Raw genomic sequence first — 17,911 nt, 5'->3', positions numbered from 1 at the left:
TTTTTTTCTCTCTGCGCTCTCTGTGCCTCTGTGGTTTAAAAGTAATTTATCGAACCGCAGAGGCACAAAGGACACGGAGGCAAGAGATTAAAGAGGAATTTCTTGAAAATTATTTATGACCGCAGTCCTGACACTCCCATAGGGCCACGAGTCACACCCAACTGATTTTGCAGTTTCAACTCTCGCCACAGTTGGGAACCTGTAATCTTACCTTGCAATAATTGGCTGTAGCAATGTATTGTTTTACTCACTTGCTCTGGTGTTTCATTGACAAATTCGATGCGAAAGTGACGTAATCCCAATTCCATGAGACGCTGCACGTATTCGGCTCCAGTTTGAGCAGTGCCATTAAATACAGTATTGCGGCAACCGATATCTGCTTTGAGGACGTGTTCGCTACCAACGCGGTCTTTTAATTTCACTTCATGCTTTTCGCAAGGTCGTCCACAGTTGGTGTAGTCTGTTCCTTGAGAGAGGAAAGCACAAAATACACAGTGTTCCATGTGGAACATTGGCATATGTTGATGGATTGTCACTTCAAACCGCTGGGGTGGGGAACTTGTAAGCAGGTCTTCCAGTTGAGTAATATTCAAATCATAGGATGCGGTCAACCTTTCCAAACCAAAACGCTGCTGAAAGTAGTCTGCTGTTAAAGGGTTCGCAACGTTGAGTGAAAAATCTCCGATACAACGGTCTTGGGCGAAAAATTGCAGTTGGTCATAGTTCCGCACCAAATAACCATCTGCTTCAGAGGCACGTACTTGCTGCAAAATCCAGTTTTCCCCAGGTTTGGCAATTCGAGGTGGCGCAACCCAGATGGTTGGGAGTGGGGAATGGGGAGTAGGGAGATGGGGGAGATGAGGGAGATGAGGGGGATGAGGGAGAAATTTTTCTTTGTTTGTGTTGTCTTTCTGGGCTTGTTGGCGTACCAACTGTACGGCTTCTCGGTAGGCGCGGGGGTCTTCAAATTCGCAGTAGAGTGTTTCAACACCTGCTTGCAGTGCGGCTTGCAGTTGCTTGAGATTGCGTACTAAGACGATGAGAGAGGGAGATGACGCAGATGAGGGAGAAGGGAAGGGAAGTAAGTCTTGGAAGGAGACATTAGAACGTAATTCCCAACGTTTGGGTTGACTTCGCAATTCTTCCAACTGTGTCACGATTTCTCGGCGCATCCGATTTAATTCACTTACGGGTAGCATGATGGCACCGCTGAGGTGGTTGGTTAGGGTTCCCAAACAAAAGGGGGTGTTACCGAGACGACCTAATTGTTCTTGTAAACGGTCTGTATCTAGGGGTTTGGTGTGGGCTTCTACCAGTGAAATTGCAGACTCCGCCTGTACGATATTACCAAGTTGATCGCGGGCGATCGCAATCAATGGCTGACCAACTTCTCCATAAACCTCTAAATCAATCGGGCGCTGAAATTGCGGGTTTTCACCTGCAAAACTTTGACGCAGTTGCTTATCGAGTTCTGGGTCACTGGTTTTCCACAGCTTATCGCCCACATGCACCCGACGTAAGTTTAAATCACTTCTACCAAAGGTCAGCAAAGTTTCCTTACCTTTAGACACCACCCCATACACCCGCCCGCCTTCTTCCTTTGCCTCTGGATGACCGCAGTCAAACACAATTCCATCCCCCGGTTTAACAGGCGCTTCCAGTTTGATGGCTATCTGTTCATTCTGGATGCGAGTAACTTCACCTAAATAAACGCCGCGTTTTTTACCAAAACGCGCATGAACTAATTCCTGATTATTAATCCCCTCAAACCAGCCTGTGTAGAGTCCACGCGAAAATGCCATCTCTAAATTGTAGTGTTCTTGGGAAGCAGAAATTTTTTGTACTACCTTCCCCGCGTCCCCGCGTCCCCGCGTCCCCGCGTCCTCTTCCAATTCCTCCATCACCCGATCCAAAGCTTGGCGATAAACACGCATGACATTAGCAACATACTCCGGGGCTTTCAGGCGACCTTCAATTTTCAGAGAAGTTACGCCTGATTTCACCAAATCTGGCAAAACATCCAACCCTGCTAAGTCTTGAGGACTGAGTAAATATTTGCGATCGCCTAAATCTACAATTTCCCCATCAGCCATTAAATCATAAGGCATCCGGCAAGCTTGGGCACATTCACCTCGGTTTGCAGAACGTCCGCCTAAAGCTTCACTTGTCAAACACTGACCGGAATACGCCACACACAAAGCACCGTGAACAAAAACTTCCAAAGGTAGCGAAGTTTCCTGTAGGGCAATCTGCTGCTGAATTTTATTGATTTCCTTGAGAGAACATTCACGCGCCAGCACCACCAATTGACAGCCAAGGGATTTGGCAAACTCCACCCCAGCCGCACTAGTAATGGTCATTTGCGTGGAAGCATGGATGGGAAAATCAGGCGAAAGGTGACGGATGAGGCGACATATACCAATATCTTGAACAATCACCGCATCCACACCCGCAGCAATAATAGTGCGGAGATATTGCTGGGCTTCTGCTAGTTCTTTGGGAAAGATTAGTGTATTTACAGTGACATAACCCTTCACGCCCCGACAATGCAGAAATGTCATCAAGCTGGGTAAGTCTGCTTCTGTGAAATTTTGTGCCCGCATTCTGGCGTTGAAGCGATCCAAACCGAAGTAAATCGCATCTGCCCCATTTTCTACAGCAGCTTTAGCACATTCCCAATTACCTGCTGGCGCAAGTAGTTCGGGACGTTGAAGGGAGAGTGGGGAAGGAGAGCGATCGCTTTTCATTAGACTTAGGGTTAAGTAGCACCATAGTGATTTTATCTAAGTTGGTGGGGGATGGTGGGGAGAGATGGGGGCGATCGCTATTTTTGACTATCAAATACATCTGAGGATTGTAAATCGTATAAAGTTTTAAACCAGGTTACGAATATCTGTGCTTCTGGATGCTGTGGATTCAGAATTTCATACTTTATAGCTTGATGCAGTTGCCTTCCTGGTTCTTCTTGCCATGCTAACCAGCTGTAAATTTTAGCTTTATCAAAATAGGAATCTTTAAATAATGCTCCTTTATTTTTTGCTTCTTTTACCACTTCTTGAGCATATTGCCAAATAACCTTGCCTTCATCTCTTATCATATAAGCTAAAAAAGTCTCTAACATACCTCCCATTTGGTTATCTGGCATCATCCAAATGCCAAACTTAATTCCATTTTTTGTAACGTGTATAAGTCCTGTTTCTGGTATTTGTTCAGGAATGTCAGGTATACTTGGCAAACAAGCATTTCTTATGCTTATCCAACGTGTGGATAAATCTTCATCTGCATCTATTATTAAGCCTAGATTGGTAAGCCCTGATGCTTGTAATTCAGCAGATATTAAGTCTGTATTAATTTTGTTGTAACCTCCACAATCTTCTATTAATACAATCGCGTCTTTTTTCTTTTCACCCCAAGGAATTCCATTTTTTTCTATTAATTCTGGTATAACTCTTAAATCGTCTTGCCCTTCTACTAACAGTTTCTTAGCTACGTAACCTTTTGCCATCACTAACGTACCTCAATTTCTCTTTCGGCAGCAATGACAATTTGAGGTTCAGTGAAGACTACACTTGTTTCTTTTCCTTTTTCAATTCTGTGAATTCTAATGCCATCCTCAATTGCATCTTCCTGCTCTGCAATAGTAGCTAAACTAGTCCAACAATCACTATTGTGAGTGGTTGCGAAAACTTGCACATTTAATCTTTTGGCTGTTTCCCAAATCAGTTTCCACATATCAGACATAGCTGTGAAATGGAGTCCAGTATCAATTTCATCAACGAATAAATATCCATCTTTAGCACATACTGTAGCCAGTGCAAGTCCTAATATCCGCCAAATACCATCACCCATGCTGCCTATTGGCACACGCTGGTTATTTTCAGAAAGAAGCACAAAAAAGCCACCCCGTGAGTCTAAGGAATACCTTAATTTTTGAGAACTAACTGGAGCAATCCGTTCAATTTTAGAGTCTATTCTATGAAGTGCCTTCTCCACAAGTTTTTCTTCAGGCGTTAATACTATCTGATCAAATAGTTCAATCATCTTCTCGGTTCCTAGAGAAGATGATGTTACAAATTGGATTTTTGGTGCTGGATTTTTAGTATTTTTACGCAATTGGCGAACATAATTTATAGAAAGTCCGCCATTAGCTGATAGCGGTAGTCTCCAAGGCTCTTCTTCTCGCCCAAAACTCCACTTTACACTGAAATCCAGTTCTCTTAATGCATCTGGAATTTCATCATATAGAAACTCATCGGATGACATTAGAAACTCATCCGACGGGAGAAGTGGCTCTTTTGAGGAAATCTTGCGTACTTCTATTGATACAACAAGCTCCTCTTGAATATTGCCATTAGTACCTGTGATTGAAAATTTACTCCCCTGTTCAATCTCATGACCATAAAAAAGGTGACGGATATCAAGCTCTTGAGCTACCCTACGCTCACTACGCTCATCATCAAAAAAATATTCACTCCGGTTAGTCATTGTTTGACGTAGTGGTTCAAGATTATTCCGTGAGCATAAAAGTTGAATAGCTTCCAGTATTGATGTTTTACCGATATTGTTTTTACCAACGAGCAGGTTGACTCTACCAAGCTGCTGAAGCTCGAAGGACTGGAAACTACGGAAATTCTCTATTTTTATCGTCTTCAACATAATAAAAGCTAGCCGGAGACAACACAAAGGTAATGATTGATATTAGAAATGGTAATCATAATATCTCTCACTTTAGCAAACAGGGGCGATCGCTACCCCAAAAAAATAAATTTTTCTTTGTTGTGAATCATTATTTGATTATAGGTGAAAGGTATTTTACACAATCAGGCGATCGCTTTGATTAATAATTAATAAATTTAAACTGTAGGTGTAGCAGCGACTGATGATAAAAAATTAATCAGGTCTTGTATCAATGGATGTTGTCGCACTGTTTGAATTTCATCATTATTCATTTTGTTAAATATTTTATTAAATGGCGTATCTTTTCCAAAAACGGCTGTTAAAAAATCTTTGGGTTTACTATGAGCCAGTTGCCACTCTAAATCACTAAAGCTGCGTTCAGCTATTTTTTCAATTAGTGAGCGGTCTTGCAATAAAATTATTTCTATTTCTGGAACTGCTAGAAACACTTTATAAGGTATGCCAGGAGAGGCTTGACGGAGTAGATAATTAAGTGAATCTAATTGTTCACTAACAAGTGAATTATCTTCTGTATCTGCATCAGTAACTAAAGCAACAGGAATTGATCTAGTAACTAAAAGTGTACTTGCTAATGATCGCGCTCCATACTGCCCTGAACCATCTACAAATTTAAAGTTAATGTCTTGACTAACAAATTTAGGCAGCAATTGCTTTAAAATTTCTATATCTTTATTTCCTTCTGTAATAATATAAGCTAGGGTCATAATGTATCCTCAATTGTAATGTCATAATCAGGAAGAGCATACTCAACGCAGTACCTATATTTTTTGATTAGCGACCTACGTATAAATTTATTGTACAGTGAGTATCTAATTTCATGTCCTCCCCACAACAAAATAGTTTGGGGTGAAATAAATCTGGCTAAAATTCTAGAAGCTTCCGTAAATCCATTACTACTAAATACACTACCGATAGTTGTTGTTGGTCTGCGTAATAGTTGATTTCTTAGCTTTGCAATTGGTACAACATCAACGTTTTTACTTGAATCTTTGCATTCTATAATACAAGCTGAGCCTTCTGAATAAACGACTCCATCAATTTGTTCTAATTCATATCCATCGACTCGTACACTATAAGGCCAGGTTACTTCAGCACCATCCAGTTCAAAGGCTCGTAAAACTAAATACTCTAATGCTTTACCTGCGTCCCAACCAGGAGTATCACCTGACTCAATTTATGACCACAGTTGGATTAAATCATCCCAGTTATAGTTTGCAATTTTAGCTTCATACTCTTTACCTGTAGCCATGATTTTGTTTCAAATGTAGTACTGCTTCTCTGTATTCTGAGAACATATACTGAATAATTTATTTTATTTACGTTAACTATAGAACCTTAGACAACACGTATTTTATCGAGAAAATGCGATCGCTCCTTTCACTCCAACTCTTCTACATCAACTTCCAACTCAACAGGCTCAAAGTTTACCTTGTTATATAAATCCTGCAAAGAAATCTCAAAGGGTACGGTTGCAAGTGCGATCGCTTCATCTTCTTCATCATATTCACGAAGCGCCCATTGCTTTTTTCCAGTTTTGGAAAATTGTTCTACATGAATCCGAGTTTGGTCAATTAATAAATATTCTTGAAAGGTAGAAATAGTTCGGTAAGCCTGAAATTTATCTTCGCGTTCGCATAGCGTCTGCGCAGGAGAATCGTAGTTTTTAGTAGATTTAGACAAAACCTCAACAATAACTTGGGGGTTTGTAATAATATCTGTACGGTTGTTGAAAAATTCTGGTTCACCGACTATTACTGTTACATCTGGATACGTGTAGATACGCTTTTGGTGTATCCATAGACGCATATCGCTGTTAAACACTTCGTATTCTTGTTGTCTGAACGCGAAATTTAACACAGCATAGAAATTACCAGCTATACGATTGTGATTTACTGTTCCGCCCGCCATAGGAATTATTTGCCCATCAATGTATTCACTTTTGTACTCAGCAGTTTCTTCTAGCTCTAAATATTCCTCTGGGGTATAGTATCGCTGTTTTGTTATTTGCATAATTTTATCAGGTAGCAATGTTTAACGATACGGAGCGTCTAGTGACCTATATTTACTGAACAGTTTAACGTGGTTAGATAGAGATATTATGTGCTTTCTACAAAGTGAGCGTAGGCGCAGCGCAACCTAGACATCGCTATCTCAATTCACACAGTCTATTAGCTTCCTTTCCTATTGATAACCGGCTGCTTGTAACAGAAACAATTTGGCATAACGTCCCCCTAGCTGTAACAGTTCTTCGTGAGTTCCCTGTTCTATAACTTCACCGTTTTCTATAACTACGATTTTGTCAGCCATTCGTACCGTTGAGAAGCGATGGGAAATCAAAAGTACCATCTGATTTTGAGTAATAGTCCGAAAATGATTGAAAATCTCAAACTCAGCTTGGGCATCTATTGCTGATGTTGGTTCATCTAACACCAAGATATCTGCTTGCGATCGCATAAAAGCACGAGACAAGGCAATTTTCTGCCACTGTCCCCCAGAAAGTTCTTGTCCTCCCTTAAACCAACGACCAAGCTGAGTCTGGAAGCTTTGGGGTAATTGGTCGATAAAAGATTGTGCCATGCCTTTTTGGGCAGCAGTTTCCCACTGGGTTTTGTTTTCGAGATGTTCTACATCGCCGACGCCAATATTCTCACCCACAGTGAACTGGTAGCGGACAAAGTTCTGAAAAATCACACCAATGCGACGCCGCAACACATCCACATCCCATTCCTGCAAGTCCAAGCCATCTAAGAAAATTCGCCCAGAGTCAGGGGTGTAGAGTCGGGTAAGTAGTTTGATTAAGGTAGTCTTACCGGAACCGTTTTCACCCACTATTGCCAGTTTCTCTCTGGGTTTCAAATGCAGCGAAATGTTTCTCAAGGCTGGCTTGGAACTTCCCGGATAAGTAAAAGATACGTTCTCAAAACGGATACCATCTTGGGGATTTAAACCAATGCTTGCCTTACCCCAAGACTTTGGTACTTTCTCTTCGAGGAAATCGTAGAGATTTGATAGATATAGGTTGTCTTCATACATCCCTCCAATAGAAGTGAGGGCATTAGAGAAAGTGGACTGTCCTTGGCGAAACACAGTGAGATACATTGTCATATCTCCCAAAGAAATCTTACCTAGCACTGTTTCCAGGACAATCCAAGCATATGCTAGGTAAAAAGCACCAGTACTGACTAAACTCAGGAGATATCCCCATAATCCTCGCCGCAGAGTCAAATCGCGGTCTTCATCATAGAGTTGATTGAACAGGTTGCGGTAACGTCCTAGCAACATCTCTCCTAACTGGTAGAGTTTGACTTCTGTGACAAAATCTTCTCTTGCTAGTAGATTTTCTAAGTAGTGCTGTTGACGAGTTTCTGGGGCACGCCAACTAAACAAGCGAAAGGCTTCCCCAGCAAACTTGGTTTCCGCAATAAATACAGGCATCGCTGCCAAAATCAGTACCACTACCGCCCAAACTGAGAAATTTACTAGCAAAATACCGTAGGCGGCCAGGGAAAGGGCATTTTGCACTAACCCAAAGGTGCGATTTACTAATGAAAGGGGACGAACTGATGCTTCTCGTCGGGCATTGGTCAATTTGTCATAAAATTCTGAGTCTTCAAACTGCCTAAGATCCAGTGTTAGCGCCTTTTCTAAGATCAGTACATTCACGCGCTGACCCATTAGTGCCCGCAATAACGACTGACAAATAATGATTCCCCGCTGACTACCTGCTAGTAAAATGACAGCGATCGCTTCTAATCCTACATACAACAGAGAAGGATAAATATTGACACCAGCATTGTTTTCTGAGTTAACTTGAGAGGCAAATACTACCGCATCAACAATTAACTTACTGATGTAGGATATCGCCGCCGGTAAAACACCAGCAACTATTGTTAAACTAGCCAGAAAAATAGTCAGCGATCGGCTAGTAGTCCATACTAAGCTTACAGCCCGTCCACTGTAACGGAAAACCCTCAGTGATTGGCGTAGGGTATTTCTTTTTTTTTAATTTTCATCTTTACTTTGCGCGAGATACCCCTGGTTGGGCGGATCTTCCTAACTCTATTTAATCTTTATAAATTTTACATTTTTATCCCCACAATCTCCTACCTGCCTTCCCGCTTAATCTCTGGTGAGCATCTTCCAATAAAGTTGGAATATCTAAGTTTTCTGGACATCTTGGCAAACAGTCACCACATTCTGTACACCGATTACCTTTCATTCCAGGGAACCAATGACCGGCATTTTCAAACATTCCGTAACGGTATTGTCCATAGTCAGCCATATCGTATGCCACGGCGAGATTACGTAACCGCAATACCTCTGGAATATTGATATTTTCTGGGCAGGGCAAACAAGCATAACACTGGCTACATTTATCAGTTCCTAAAGCAATTTTTTGCTGATTTTCTAATCGCTCAAATGCAGAAATTTCTTCTAGTGTGAGTTGATTATCTCGCTCAGCAACCCGCAGAGGTTCGATTAATTCTTCTGGGTTAGCTGGCCCTACGCTTAAAGTAGTAATACGCCCGTCAGCAAGTAAAAATCGATAGTTTAATTCTAAGGGTGAATACGGCTGACACAAATCTTTAAGGGTTTGGGGTGGTGTGTAGAGGCGTCCTCCCTTATCGGCAGGGGAAATTATGAAAATCCCCATATCTTTTTCGGCAGCTAGTTGAATCGCTGGGGCGTGCCGTTGGAAAAAATAGTAATAATGCAGATTGACAAATTCAAAAAAATCTGTATTTACAATTGCCTGAATTAGTTCTAACGAACCGTGGGTAGAAAAACCAACGTGTCGCACTCGACCATCAGCAACAGCTTCTTCGACAGCTTGCATACAGCCATTTTTGGCTTGCACCCATTCCAAATGTTGCCAGGTGTTCAAGCCATGAATGCCTAAGCAATCTAGATAATCTATTTGTAATTGTTCTAGGGATTCGTCGATGCACCGACGCATGGTGTCAGCATCTGCTGTGGCTGGGATTTTAGTAGTAACGTGCAGCTTCGTTCGGGGTACTGATAAACCAGCTTTTAGCGCCCTACCAAGATATTCCTGACTTTTGCCGTAACCTTTGGCAGTTTCTAGATGATTAATTCCTAAGGCTAAGGCTTGTTCGATGGTTTGCTGGGCATTTTCAAAATCAGCCAGGTAGCGCATTGTTCCCAAGGAAAAAACCGAGAGGCGCAAATTTGTTTTCCCAAAGCGTCGGTATTGCATCGTTAACAGAGTTAGGAGTTAATAGTTAGGAGTTAGGAGTTAGGAGTTGAACTAAAATAACTCTTAACTCATAACTCTGAACTCATAACTTTTCTAGCTGTCGCCATTACCAAAGCGCTTGATCAAATCTTCAGGGCGGAGATTGGAAACAAATTCACGGAAGGCTTGCTGTTCGGCTTCATCTGCATCGCGGTCAACAGGGATAGAAGCATCAGCGATGACTTCTTCCATTACCCAAATCGGTGTATTTGTGCGGAGGGCAATGGCGATCGCATCACTAGGACGGGCGTCAATTTCCTTTTTGATCTCACCTTGCTGGACAATTAAGGCTGCATAAAATGTATCCTTTTGTAAGGAGTGAATAATCACCTTCTCTAGAGTCATGTTCCAGGTTTCTAGAAGATTCACCATCAAATCGTGGGTCAAGGGTCTAGGAGGCTTCTGATTTTCCAGTGCCCCCATAATTGCCCTAGCTTGTTCCTGACCGATGTAAATTGGCAAAGCCCGCCGATCTGAAGAATCTTTCAAAAGTACGATCGGGCTACGGGTTATGGCATCTAATGCTATGCCAGCGACTTTCATTTCAATCATTGGCTAAGCCTCTACAATTTTTTGAGAGCCTTGGATGCTGTGTAACAAATAGTACCCTTTTTGGGGCAGTTTGGCGACAGTAATAAACATAAGCATTCGTTCTCTATAATTGCTTCTATTAAACTCCGAACTTGTGGTGAACACCAGAGTAATTCAAATGGGTCTGCTTAAACAATAAGCTTCTTACCCAAGTATGCCTTGTGAAGGATGATAATGTGTTAATATTCCTCATAGAAAAAAAAGTCAGAAAATATACTCAAATATTCTCAATTTCTGTGACAATTACCAATTCATTTGAGCCAAAATTAGGCAATAAATAGAGTTAGTTTGGCAAAAAAGCGGTGTTTACAGGATTAATCCAAGCTTTAGGAACAATGAAACCCTTAGGGGGCGATTCTTGGCAAATTACTTGTCTTGGCCAGTCTGGTGAAGTAATTATGCAAGATTTGGCTTATGGTGACAGTGTTGCGGTAGATGGCGTTTGTTTGACGGTGGAAAAAGTTTTAAAAGATGGATTTATCGCCACTGCTTCACCGGAAACGCTACGGCGCACAAGTTTGGGAGGAGAGCAAACCCAACAGCGATATGTCAATTTAGAAGCGTCGCTCAGAGTTGGCAGCAAAGTCGGTGGTCATTTTGTCATGGGTCATGTAGATGGCATTGGGCGATTGCTAGTGGCAGAACAAACCGCTAGTTCTTGGGAAATGACCTTTAGTGCATCAGAGGCGATCGCACGTTACATTGTCCCCAAAGGTAGCATCGCCGTCAATGGCATCAGCCTCACAGTAGCCGCATATGAGCCAGAATTTTCCCAATTCACGGTAGCGGTAATTCCCCTCACTTATGCCGAGACAAATCTTCGCTATTTGACCCCTGGCAGTTTGGTAAATCTAGAAGGAGATATTCTCGGCAAATACGTGGAAAAATTCCTCTATTCTGGCAAAGCACAGACCACAGACCCTGATAACAATAGTATAAACGACATTACACCCGCATTCTTAGCAGAACACGGGTATTTGTAATTTAGGAATCGGGAGTAGGGAATGGGGAGTAGGGAATAGGGAATGGGGCATTGGGAGTGAGGAGTTAGGAGTTAGGAGTTAAGAGTTATTATTCTTCCCTATCTCCCCCAGTCCCCAATCCCCAGTCCCCAATCCCCAGTTAACTCCCTGGTTCCTGACTTACTTGGGCAGTTCGCAGGGATTGAAGTAACTGGGCCAGTCCACTTTGTAATTCCACGCCTGGGTCAGCAGCAACCCACCCATTGGGTGTTAGGTGGCGGACTTCAAAGTGCAGGTGAGGGCCTGTAGAGTTTCCTGTACTACCAACTCGACCGAGCATAGTCCCTGCCTGTACCCACTGACCGGGTTGAACAAAGATTTCTGACATGTGACCGTAGAGAGTCTGTTCAGCAGATTTGTGATTGACGATAACGGCTAAACCATAACCACCCAACCAGTTAGCAGTCTCCACTTGACCAGCAGCAGCAGCCAAAACTGGTGTTCCCGTAGGCGCACCCAAGTCTGTACCAGCATGGAAGCGTTGGTTACCTGTGATGGGATGAATTCGCCAACCAAACACAGAGGTAATGGAAGCAGGAATAGAGAGCGGGTACATCATTCCACTACCGCCATAGGCGATTCTAGGACTGTAGGGGATTTGCGGCAATACTGATGCCAGTGAGAAGTCGTAACTTACACTGCTAGGGCGGGGTGCAATGTTACCATCTGCCATTGGTGGGGGCAAAGTACCACCACTAGGGGCGATGGGAGTTGCACTCACTCTGGTGGTGCCGAAATCGCTTGGATTAGGAATAAACCTATTTTGACGGAATGCGGTCTTGTTGTCACCGCCAGAAACACTTTGAACAGAACGCCATCTGCTATTGTTACCAGTGCTTGCAACTTGTCGCACTGGTGGAACAACTGGCAATTGGGCATTTTCACTTCTTCTCAGCCAACTAGGTGCTGATTTACCATTAGAATCCGCTACGCGCCCTGTTTGGGGTGCTTTAGCACAAACCCCACCTGATACGCCTTGCCCTGAAGGCAAAACGGCTCGGCAACCGCTAGAGCGTTCTGTGAGAATTACGGAATTCGGTGCTTGATAAGTGCCCGTTGCGCTGGCATCATAACTATTGGGGTCAATATAGGCGTTATTATAATCCTTGGTTTTCTCCGTCGTTGCCCTGACGGTGTTGTTTGAGTTATTTGCTGGTTGAGCAACTTCTGGCACTTTTTCAGGCAAGGAGCGGGGAGGGGTATTAGGCTTTTCCTCTCTTACCCTTGCAGGGGTAACCTGAGAAGTTTCTGGCTTGGGCTTTGACTGTCTGATAATCACAACAGGTTGAGCAGCTTCGATTTTGGGCTGAGACTGCCTAATTGGCTCTTTTGATTGAGCAACTTCTGGCTTGCGTAGTCTCTGTCTGAGTCTGGCTCGCCTTTGAGCAAAGTCTGGTTGTGTTTGAGCTGTTTCGGGCGCAACAGTCTGTTTTTTAACTGGGTTTGTAAACACTGTTGGCTGGGAACTTTCAACAGTGGGAACAATATTGTCTATTTGTGTTTCCGTTTGGGCAGACACGAAGCCGCCGCTCAGGAGACTGACGCTGCTTAGCCAACAGAGACTCTGTGCTGGTAGCGTCGAGGCAAAACGTTTTTTTGTCAGACCTCGCTGCCATAAGTAGTGCAAACGATGATGGGCAGAATTTTTGCGCTGCGTCATTTGTTCTCTCAGTTGTGTGTAATTAGCCTAAAGAGATGATGCTAGTGGTTTGTCTTGCCCAAAGAGCGAAATTTTGAACAAACCTCAAATTTAAACGGAAGATTTATGGTATCCCAAACCGATTGTACCGGGTTCAATATAAATTTCCGGTGTGATTAGTTCTTTTGTGCCATAAGTTTCTAAATCAACTCGTAAATTTCCTTGAGGAGTCACCCCGACTACAGTACCTGAAAGATTATTGACGTAGACCTTATCACCCATGTTTGTAAGCAAGTCTAAATAGCGAGATAAGAGTATACTTATTCCTTCTTGGAAGAGGCACTGTATACCGGATTCTATTCCTAGTAATACCTTACAGGTGAGCATTTCCAGACAAGAAATTGGTGTGGAATTTTGGGAAGCTTGCCAAGATTCCAGATTAATTCCTGTTTCTGGTACTGGGTTGGCCCAGTTAATACCAACACCAATTACTGCTTGGGTAATTTGTCCTTTGTTTACTTTGGTTTCTGTCAAAATGCCGCCTAGCTTGCGACCGTTTAAAACTAAATCATTGGGCCATTTTATCCCAACATTCACGTTGTGCTGCCGCAATTGAGACGCAATCCCCCAAGCACTAGCGAAAGTTAGCTGGTAACTCTCAGTAGCTTCTATTTTCTGCTCGAAAGAAATTGCTAGCGAAAGATACAATCCCCCAACAGGAGAAATCCATTGGCGTCCCCATTGTCCGCGTCCAGCAGTTTGTGATGTTGCAATTACTACTGTTCCTGAAGTAGCCCCAAGGTTGAGCATGTCCCAGAGGGTTTGGTTGGTTGAGGAGACACTTTCCAAAAAATGCAGGGAAAATGGTAAATATGGATACTTGCGCCCTGCTTGCAAGGCTGCTTCTAAATTTTGCAGATCTAATCCCACAGCAGTAACCCAAATTGCATTGTTCAAGTTAGCATTAATTGGCTGATGAGTGATTTTCTGTTTAGGTTTGGTTGAAGATGCACACTTGGCACTGGCGCAATTGGGAAGGACTGGCCTATTTAACTTGCAGTATTCTGGAAAATTGGCATCACGGTTTCTTTACTGGGCAGTTTTGGCCGCGATCGCCACAAGACCTGACATTAATACTGCAACCAGAGGCATCAGTCTATCGCTTAAAGCAGGTACATGGCAATACTGTTCTCACCCCCCAAGAAATTGCCACCAGCACTCTTGAGGATGGTTTAGCATCGGCAGATGGTTTAATTAGCGAACAGCCTCTACAAGCTGTCTGGGTCGCTAGTGCAGATTGTACACCCGTGCTAATTGGCGATGTGAAAACTGGACAGGTGTCAGCAATACACGCCGGATGGCGGGGTACTGCCAAGAAAATTGTCCCCCAAGCGATCGCCCGCTTACAAACCCAAGGCAGCCAACTTCATGATTTACGTATTGCGATGGGGCCAGCGATCGCAGGTGAAGTTTACCAAGTTTCTTTAGAGGTAGCTGCCCAAATCGGAGCCAGCATTATACCACATAATGACGACCAAAAAATTGTCCAAGCATTACAAAATCTGCCTAATTCACCTTTATTAGAAGACCCCAATCCTGGAAAGGTAAAACTTGATGTCCGGCGAGTAAATGCCTTACAACTAGAAAGTTTGGGAATTAGTGCAGAACAAATTGCGATCGCATCTTATTGTACTTTTCAAACTCCAGAACATTTCTTTTCTTACCGCCGCGAACAAGAGAAAAAAGTCCAATGGTCAGGCATTGTCAGCGGTAAAATGAGTGAGTAGTCTATATTCTCATCAGAGGATAGTGTTAATACTATCTACCATTTCAAGGGTTAATATTCCTTTTGGTTTATTAACGATCAACTGCATAGTTTCCAGCCACAATGAACCGATTATGGTATCAGGAATTTCATCTCCAACATGGACAGGAATTATGACTTCAGTTCCATCTATGATTAGTTTACCTTCATAGATATCGAATCGTGCTTCCCCTCGTGCTGTTCGCATTTCAATTTGTGCGGCCATCAATGACCACCCTAATACTTCCAAGTCTTGACTATTAATAGCTAACCACCCATCTGTAAACCCAGTATCGAGTAAAGCTTCAACGAAAAATTCCTCATCATTAGCAGCAACAAGCTGAATTTCAAATAATAGCTCGCCATTATCGCCAAATGAACCTGCAATCATAACCTGCCGCAGGTTCCTGTATCGTTGAGTCGGAATATGGTAAGTTTTACTTTGTTGATGTTGCCATAAGCTTCGTGGATTTTTTGCATTATCCCCAACAGCGTTGGGTCAATAAGGTATTCTTCTGTTTCCGGGTCAATGGCAATATGCCAGTTGTAATGTGTTTCAATGAGACTTGGACGTAAGCGCTCGAAAATAGCACGACACTGGATAGCAAGATCATCGCGTTGTTTTTGACGGTTATGTACTTCTTCAGGTGCTAATGATGCTTGTAGAATGCGGGTGCGTCGTGGGTGGGATACATGTCTCATATCAATAAGATGTATGCGCTAGTGCGATCTTAATTATGGAGTCAATTTCAAATCTAAAATCTAAAATTTCTTGAGTTTTAGTCAAGTTAATGCGTCATACAAAATTTCACGATGCATCAAGGCACGATCCACTAAAGATTGTATTTGCTCAGGTGATAGTGGATCGCCATTAGCATAATGCTCCATCCAAGTTAGACTAATCAAATTCGGGTCATCGGGTAAACTCCCTAAATCCCACCCAGGCATTTCTAAGTCTTCCATGAGACGATTTATCTTGGGGTCATAACTCAGAGCAAAACAGCGACAACCTTCAGCAGCAGCCATAATTAAACTGTGCAGGCGCATCCCAATTGCCATTTCCACACCGCGAAACACACCTTTTAAAAGTTGCGGATCTTCCAGAGACAAAATCTGGCTGACATCTTTAAGATGGGGTTGAATAGCTTGGGCAATACTTAAATCTTCACTTTTTTGAAATGGCAGCAGTAAAATAAACGCTTGGGTGGCTTTTTGAAAATCCACCAAAGCACGAGTCAAGTTAGCCAAACGTGCTTCTGTAAGTTGGGGATGCGATCGCAACGTTACCGCAACTCTGGGCGCCGGTAAATCCCAAAGCCCTGGTACTGGTTTAGATTCCAATGCCCAAACAGGGTCAGGAGCTATGATACAAGGAATTTGCCAATCAGATAATAAAGCAGCACTGGCGCGATCGCGGACACTGACTTTGGTACAATGACTAAAGGTTTGCCTTGCCAAGTAGCGAGTTTGGGGACGCAGCAAAGGGCCGATACCCTGTGCCCAAGCTACAGTTTTCAAACCCAAATTCTGTGCCAATGACATCAGTCCGCCATAATAAAATGGGCTAATAATACTGGTAACGTCTTGAATCAAACTCCCACCACCCCAAATTAAGGCATCGCAAGAGCGTAAAGCTTGGATAACAGGTAAAACAGCCATACGATCGTGGGTTTCTACATTGTAGCGATCGCGGGTTTCCTCTGGATTACCCGAAAGCACCACAGGCGTCACATCAGGTGGTAACATTTGCAAAAGCGTTGCCAACAAAGCTTCGTCACCACCATTACCCTTACCGTAATATCCAGACAATAACGCCCGCATCTTTGCCATTTTAGATTTTGGATTTTGAATTTTGGATTTTAGACAATCAACTTTTTTCTAAATAGTTGACGTGATTTCAACCACCCTGCCAACAAAAGATGAATTTTCTTGTGGGAAGATGATCTTATAGAAAGACAACAAAACTAATTACAGTAGAATTCAGAATTCAGAAGTCAGAATGGGCTACGCCCCGCTGCGCTAACAGAAGTAAAACAAGCTTTATACTTGGCTTTGAGACTGAGGTTGTGTACAACACTATCCTTGAAACCTGCTGTAATCCCCATTCCCCACTCCCAACTCCCCACTTCTATGCACGTTCTTTCAATTCCCACCTGGATTATTCATATTTCTAGCGTTATCGAGTGGATTATTGCCATTTGGTTAGTTTGGACTTATGGCGAACTCACTGGTAACCGCAATTGGTGGGCATTATCCATTGCCATGTTACCAGCTTTGGTTAGTGCCATGTGTGCTTGTACCTGGCATTATTTCGACAACGCCGAATCTCTGGAATGGCTAGTAACGCTTCAAGCTACCATGACCTTAGTTGGTAATTTTACAGTTTGGGCAGCGGCGTTTTTGATTTGGCGTTCCACGAAGTCTACTAATACTGTTGCACCCGAACCTATTAAATCAAAGCAATGATCTCTAAAGAAACCCTGTTTGCGCTTTCACTGTTTCCCTATTTGGGTTTCTTGTGGTTTATCAGCCGCAGTCCGCAAATGCCGCGTTTAGCGCTATATGGATTTTACGGTACTCTTGTATTCGTTTTCGTCACCATTCCCGCAGGAATTTATGCCCAATTGCATTATGGGAAGTCTCTAGCCAATGTAGATTGGTTACACGGTGGTGCAGAAGTATTTTTGACGCTGACGAACATCTTGATTGTCTTGGGTTTTCGGCAAGCAGTCAAGGAATTGAGAATGAAAAATGGGGAGTAGGGAGTGGGGAGTAGGGAATAGGGAATGGGGAGTGTGGGAGGTATGGGAGGTGTGGGAAGCTTTTTTATATTCTCCCCCCACACTCCCCCATCCCCCTCATCCCCCTCATCCCCCTCATCTCCCCACTCCCCACTCCCC

The 17,911-nt window shown here is 43.1% G+C and carries 19 protein-coding genes; 5 read left to right on the top strand and 14 right to left on the bottom strand.

Features of this window, described 5'->3' with window-relative positions; all coding sequences use genetic code 11:
* Window positions 1-113: 113 nt before the first annotated feature.
* The 3 genes from IQ276_RS18930 to IQ276_RS18920 form a co-directional block, all read right to left on the bottom strand.
* Window positions 114-2,747: a U32 family peptidase gene (locus tag IQ276_RS18930; protein WP_235115792.1), complete on the bottom strand. Its 2,634-nt coding sequence runs from the start codon at window positions 2,745-2,747 to the stop codon at window positions 114-116.
* A gap of 77 nt (window positions 2,748-2,824) precedes the next feature.
* Complete coding sequence (locus tag IQ276_RS18925; RefSeq protein ID WP_235115791.1) at window positions 2,825-3,505, bottom strand: DUF3226 domain-containing protein; 681 nt, start codon at window positions 3,503-3,505, stop codon at window positions 2,825-2,827.
* Window positions 3,506-3,507: 2 nt separating this feature from the next.
* Window positions 3,508-4,656 carry an AAA family ATPase gene (locus IQ276_RS18920; protein WP_235115790.1) on the bottom strand — a complete coding sequence of 383 codons (1,149 nt, stop codon included), beginning with the start codon at window positions 4,654-4,656 and terminating at the stop codon, window positions 3,508-3,510.
* Window positions 4,657-4,688: 32 nt separating this feature from the next.
* On the opposite strand from IQ276_RS18920, the gene IQ276_RS18915 reads away from it, so the two are divergent.
* Window positions 4,689-4,841, top strand: a complete 153-nt coding sequence (locus tag IQ276_RS18915) for a hypothetical protein (RefSeq protein ID WP_193919600.1) — start codon at window positions 4,689-4,691, stop codon at window positions 4,839-4,841.
* A 12-nt stretch (window positions 4,842-4,853) separates the two neighbouring features.
* Here the strand turns inward: IQ276_RS18915 and IQ276_RS18910 are convergent, their stop codons facing one another.
* The 6 genes from IQ276_RS18910 to IQ276_RS18885 all read right to left on the bottom strand — a co-directional run bounded on the left by IQ276_RS18910 (window position 4,854) and on the right by IQ276_RS18885 (window position 10,507).
* A complete protein-coding gene (locus IQ276_RS18910) occupies window positions 4,854-5,402 on the bottom strand; it encodes a hypothetical protein (protein ID WP_193919599.1) in 549 nt (182 codons plus the stop codon).
* On the bottom strand, window positions 5,399-5,872 hold the full coding sequence (locus tag IQ276_RS18905) for a restriction endonuclease (protein ID WP_309245641.1): 474 nt from the start codon (window positions 5,870-5,872) through the stop codon (window positions 5,399-5,401). The genes IQ276_RS18910 and IQ276_RS18905 overlap by 4 nt, the downstream gene beginning before the upstream one ends.
* 203 nt (window positions 5,873-6,075) lie before the next feature.
* Entirely contained in the window at window positions 6,076-6,708 is a 633-nt protein-coding gene (locus IQ276_RS18900; RefSeq protein ID WP_193919598.1) for a Uma2 family endonuclease, read from the bottom strand.
* A gap of 171 nt (window positions 6,709-6,879) precedes the next feature.
* On the bottom strand, window positions 6,880-8,673 hold the full coding sequence (locus IQ276_RS18895) for an ABC transporter ATP-binding protein (RefSeq protein ID WP_193919603.1): 1,794 nt from the start codon (window positions 8,671-8,673) through the stop codon (window positions 6,880-6,882).
* A gap of 112 nt (window positions 8,674-8,785) precedes the next feature.
* Window positions 8,786-9,916 carry an aldo/keto reductase gene (locus tag IQ276_RS18890; RefSeq protein ID WP_235115789.1) on the bottom strand — a complete coding sequence of 377 codons (1,131 nt, stop codon included), beginning with the start codon at window positions 9,914-9,916 and terminating at the stop codon, window positions 8,786-8,788.
* Between the two features lie 93 nt (window positions 9,917-10,009).
* Window positions 10,010-10,507, bottom strand: coding sequence for a bifunctional nuclease family protein (locus IQ276_RS18885; protein WP_190881065.1), 498 nt, complete (start codon window positions 10,505-10,507; stop codon window positions 10,010-10,012).
* 341 nt (window positions 10,508-10,848) lie between these two features.
* On the opposite strand from IQ276_RS18885, the gene IQ276_RS18880 reads away from it, so the two are divergent.
* Window positions 10,849-11,529, top strand: coding sequence for a riboflavin synthase (locus tag IQ276_RS18880; RefSeq protein ID WP_235115788.1), 681 nt, complete (start codon window positions 10,849-10,851; stop codon window positions 11,527-11,529).
* 139 nt (window positions 11,530-11,668) lie between these two features.
* On the opposite strand, the gene IQ276_RS18875 is transcribed toward IQ276_RS18880, so the two are convergent.
* Both IQ276_RS18875 and IQ276_RS18870 read right to left on the bottom strand, forming a co-directional pair.
* Window positions 11,669-13,228 carry a M23 family metallopeptidase gene (locus IQ276_RS18875; protein ID WP_235115787.1) on the bottom strand — a complete coding sequence of 520 codons (1,560 nt, stop codon included), beginning with the start codon at window positions 13,226-13,228 and terminating at the stop codon, window positions 11,669-11,671.
* A gap of 90 nt (window positions 13,229-13,318) precedes the next feature.
* A complete protein-coding gene (locus IQ276_RS18870; RefSeq protein WP_190881110.1) occupies window positions 13,319-14,137 on the bottom strand; it encodes a biotin--[acetyl-CoA-carboxylase] ligase in 819 nt (272 codons plus the stop codon).
* A gap of 77 nt (window positions 14,138-14,214) precedes the next feature.
* Between IQ276_RS18870 and pgeF the strand changes: the two genes are divergently transcribed.
* A complete protein-coding gene (gene pgeF / locus IQ276_RS18865; protein ID WP_193921787.1) occupies window positions 14,215-14,994 on the top strand; it encodes a peptidoglycan editing factor PgeF in 780 nt (259 codons plus the stop codon).
* A gap of 12 nt (window positions 14,995-15,006) precedes the next feature.
* Here pgeF and IQ276_RS18860 read toward each other — a convergent pair whose 3' ends face one another.
* The 3 genes from IQ276_RS18860 to csaB form a co-directional block, all read right to left on the bottom strand.
* A complete protein-coding gene (locus tag IQ276_RS18860; protein WP_193921786.1) occupies window positions 15,007-15,402 on the bottom strand; it encodes an aspartyl protease in 396 nt (131 codons plus the stop codon).
* Window positions 15,399-15,713, bottom strand: coding sequence for a hypothetical protein (locus tag IQ276_RS18855; protein ID WP_193921785.1), 315 nt, complete (start codon window positions 15,711-15,713; stop codon window positions 15,399-15,401). Before IQ276_RS18855 ends, IQ276_RS18860 begins: the two co-directional genes overlap by 4 nt.
* An 81-nt stretch (window positions 15,714-15,794) precedes the next feature.
* On the bottom strand, window positions 15,795-16,832 hold the full coding sequence (gene csaB / locus IQ276_RS18850) for a polysaccharide pyruvyl transferase CsaB (protein WP_193921790.1): 1,038 nt from the start codon (window positions 16,830-16,832) through the stop codon (window positions 15,795-15,797).
* Window positions 16,833-17,141: 309 nt separating this feature from the next.
* On the opposite strand from csaB, the gene IQ276_RS18845 reads away from it, so the two are divergent.
* Together IQ276_RS18845 and IQ276_RS18840 are read left to right on the top strand one after the other, a co-directional pair.
* Window positions 17,142-17,477, top strand: coding sequence for a DUF2499 domain-containing protein (locus IQ276_RS18845; RefSeq protein WP_235115786.1), 336 nt, complete (start codon window positions 17,142-17,144; stop codon window positions 17,475-17,477).
* Window positions 17,474-17,773: a DUF3593 domain-containing protein gene (locus IQ276_RS18840; protein WP_190881059.1), complete on the top strand. Its 300-nt coding sequence runs from the start codon at window positions 17,474-17,476 to the stop codon at window positions 17,771-17,773. Before IQ276_RS18845 ends, IQ276_RS18840 begins: the two co-directional genes overlap by 4 nt.
* Window positions 17,774-17,911 lie beyond the last annotated feature (138 nt).

It is taken from the genome of Desmonostoc muscorum LEGE 12446, assembly GCF_015207005.2.
GTDB lineage: Bacteria > Cyanobacteriota > Cyanobacteriia > Cyanobacteriales > Nostocaceae > Nostoc > Nostoc muscorum.
Note: the sequence above shows the minus strand (reverse complement) of the source record. Positions and strands in the feature narration are given on the sequence as shown.

Bases quoted from the DNA above. Each gene is read 5' to 3' on its own strand.
- IQ276_RS18920 (WP_235115790.1), bottom strand. From the start codon at position 4,656: ATGTTGAAGACGATAAAAATAGAGAATTTCCGTAGTTTCCAGTCCTTC.
- IQ276_RS18900 (WP_193919598.1), bottom strand. From the start codon at position 6,708: ATGCAAATAACAAAACAGCGATACTATACCCCAGAGGAATATTTAGAG.
- pgeF (WP_193921787.1), top strand. From the start codon at position 14,215: ATGCACACTTGGCACTGGCGCAATTGGGAAGGACTGGCCTATTTAACT.
- IQ276_RS18885 (WP_190881065.1), bottom strand. From the start codon at position 10,507: ATGATTGAAATGAAAGTCGCTGGCATAGCATTAGATGCCATAACCCGT.
- IQ276_RS18845 (WP_235115786.1), top strand. From the start codon at position 17,142: ATGCACGTTCTTTCAATTCCCACCTGGATTATTCATATTTCTAGCGTT.
- IQ276_RS18890 (WP_235115789.1), bottom strand. From the start codon at position 9,916: ATGCAATACCGACGCTTTGGGAAAACAAATTTGCGCCTCTCGGTTTTT.
- IQ276_RS18915 (WP_193919600.1), top strand. From the start codon at position 4,689: ATGATTGATATTAGAAATGGTAATCATAATATCTCTCACTTTAGCAAA.
- IQ276_RS18930 (WP_235115792.1), bottom strand. From the start codon at position 2,747: ATGAAAAGCGATCGCTCTCCTTCCCCACTCTCCCTTCAACGTCCCGAA.
- IQ276_RS18840 (WP_190881059.1), top strand. From the start codon at position 17,474: ATGATCTCTAAAGAAACCCTGTTTGCGCTTTCACTGTTTCCCTATTTG.
- csaB (WP_193921790.1), bottom strand. From the start codon at position 16,832: ATGCGGGCGTTATTGTCTGGATATTACGGTAAGGGTAATGGTGGTGAC.
- IQ276_RS18860 (WP_193921786.1), bottom strand. From the start codon at position 15,402: ATGATTGCAGGTTCATTTGGCGATAATGGCGAGCTATTATTTGAAATT.
- IQ276_RS18855 (WP_193921785.1), bottom strand. From the start codon at position 15,713: ATGAGACATGTATCCCACCCACGACGCACCCGCATTCTACAAGCATCA.
- IQ276_RS18925 (WP_235115791.1), bottom strand. From the start codon at position 3,505: ATGGCAAAAGGTTACGTAGCTAAGAAACTGTTAGTAGAAGGGCAAGAC.
- IQ276_RS18910 (WP_193919599.1), bottom strand. From the start codon at position 5,402: ATGACCCTAGCTTATATTATTACAGAAGGAAATAAAGATATAGAAATT.
- IQ276_RS18875 (WP_235115787.1), bottom strand. From the start codon at position 13,228: ATGACGCAGCGCAAAAATTCTGCCCATCATCGTTTGCACTACTTATGG.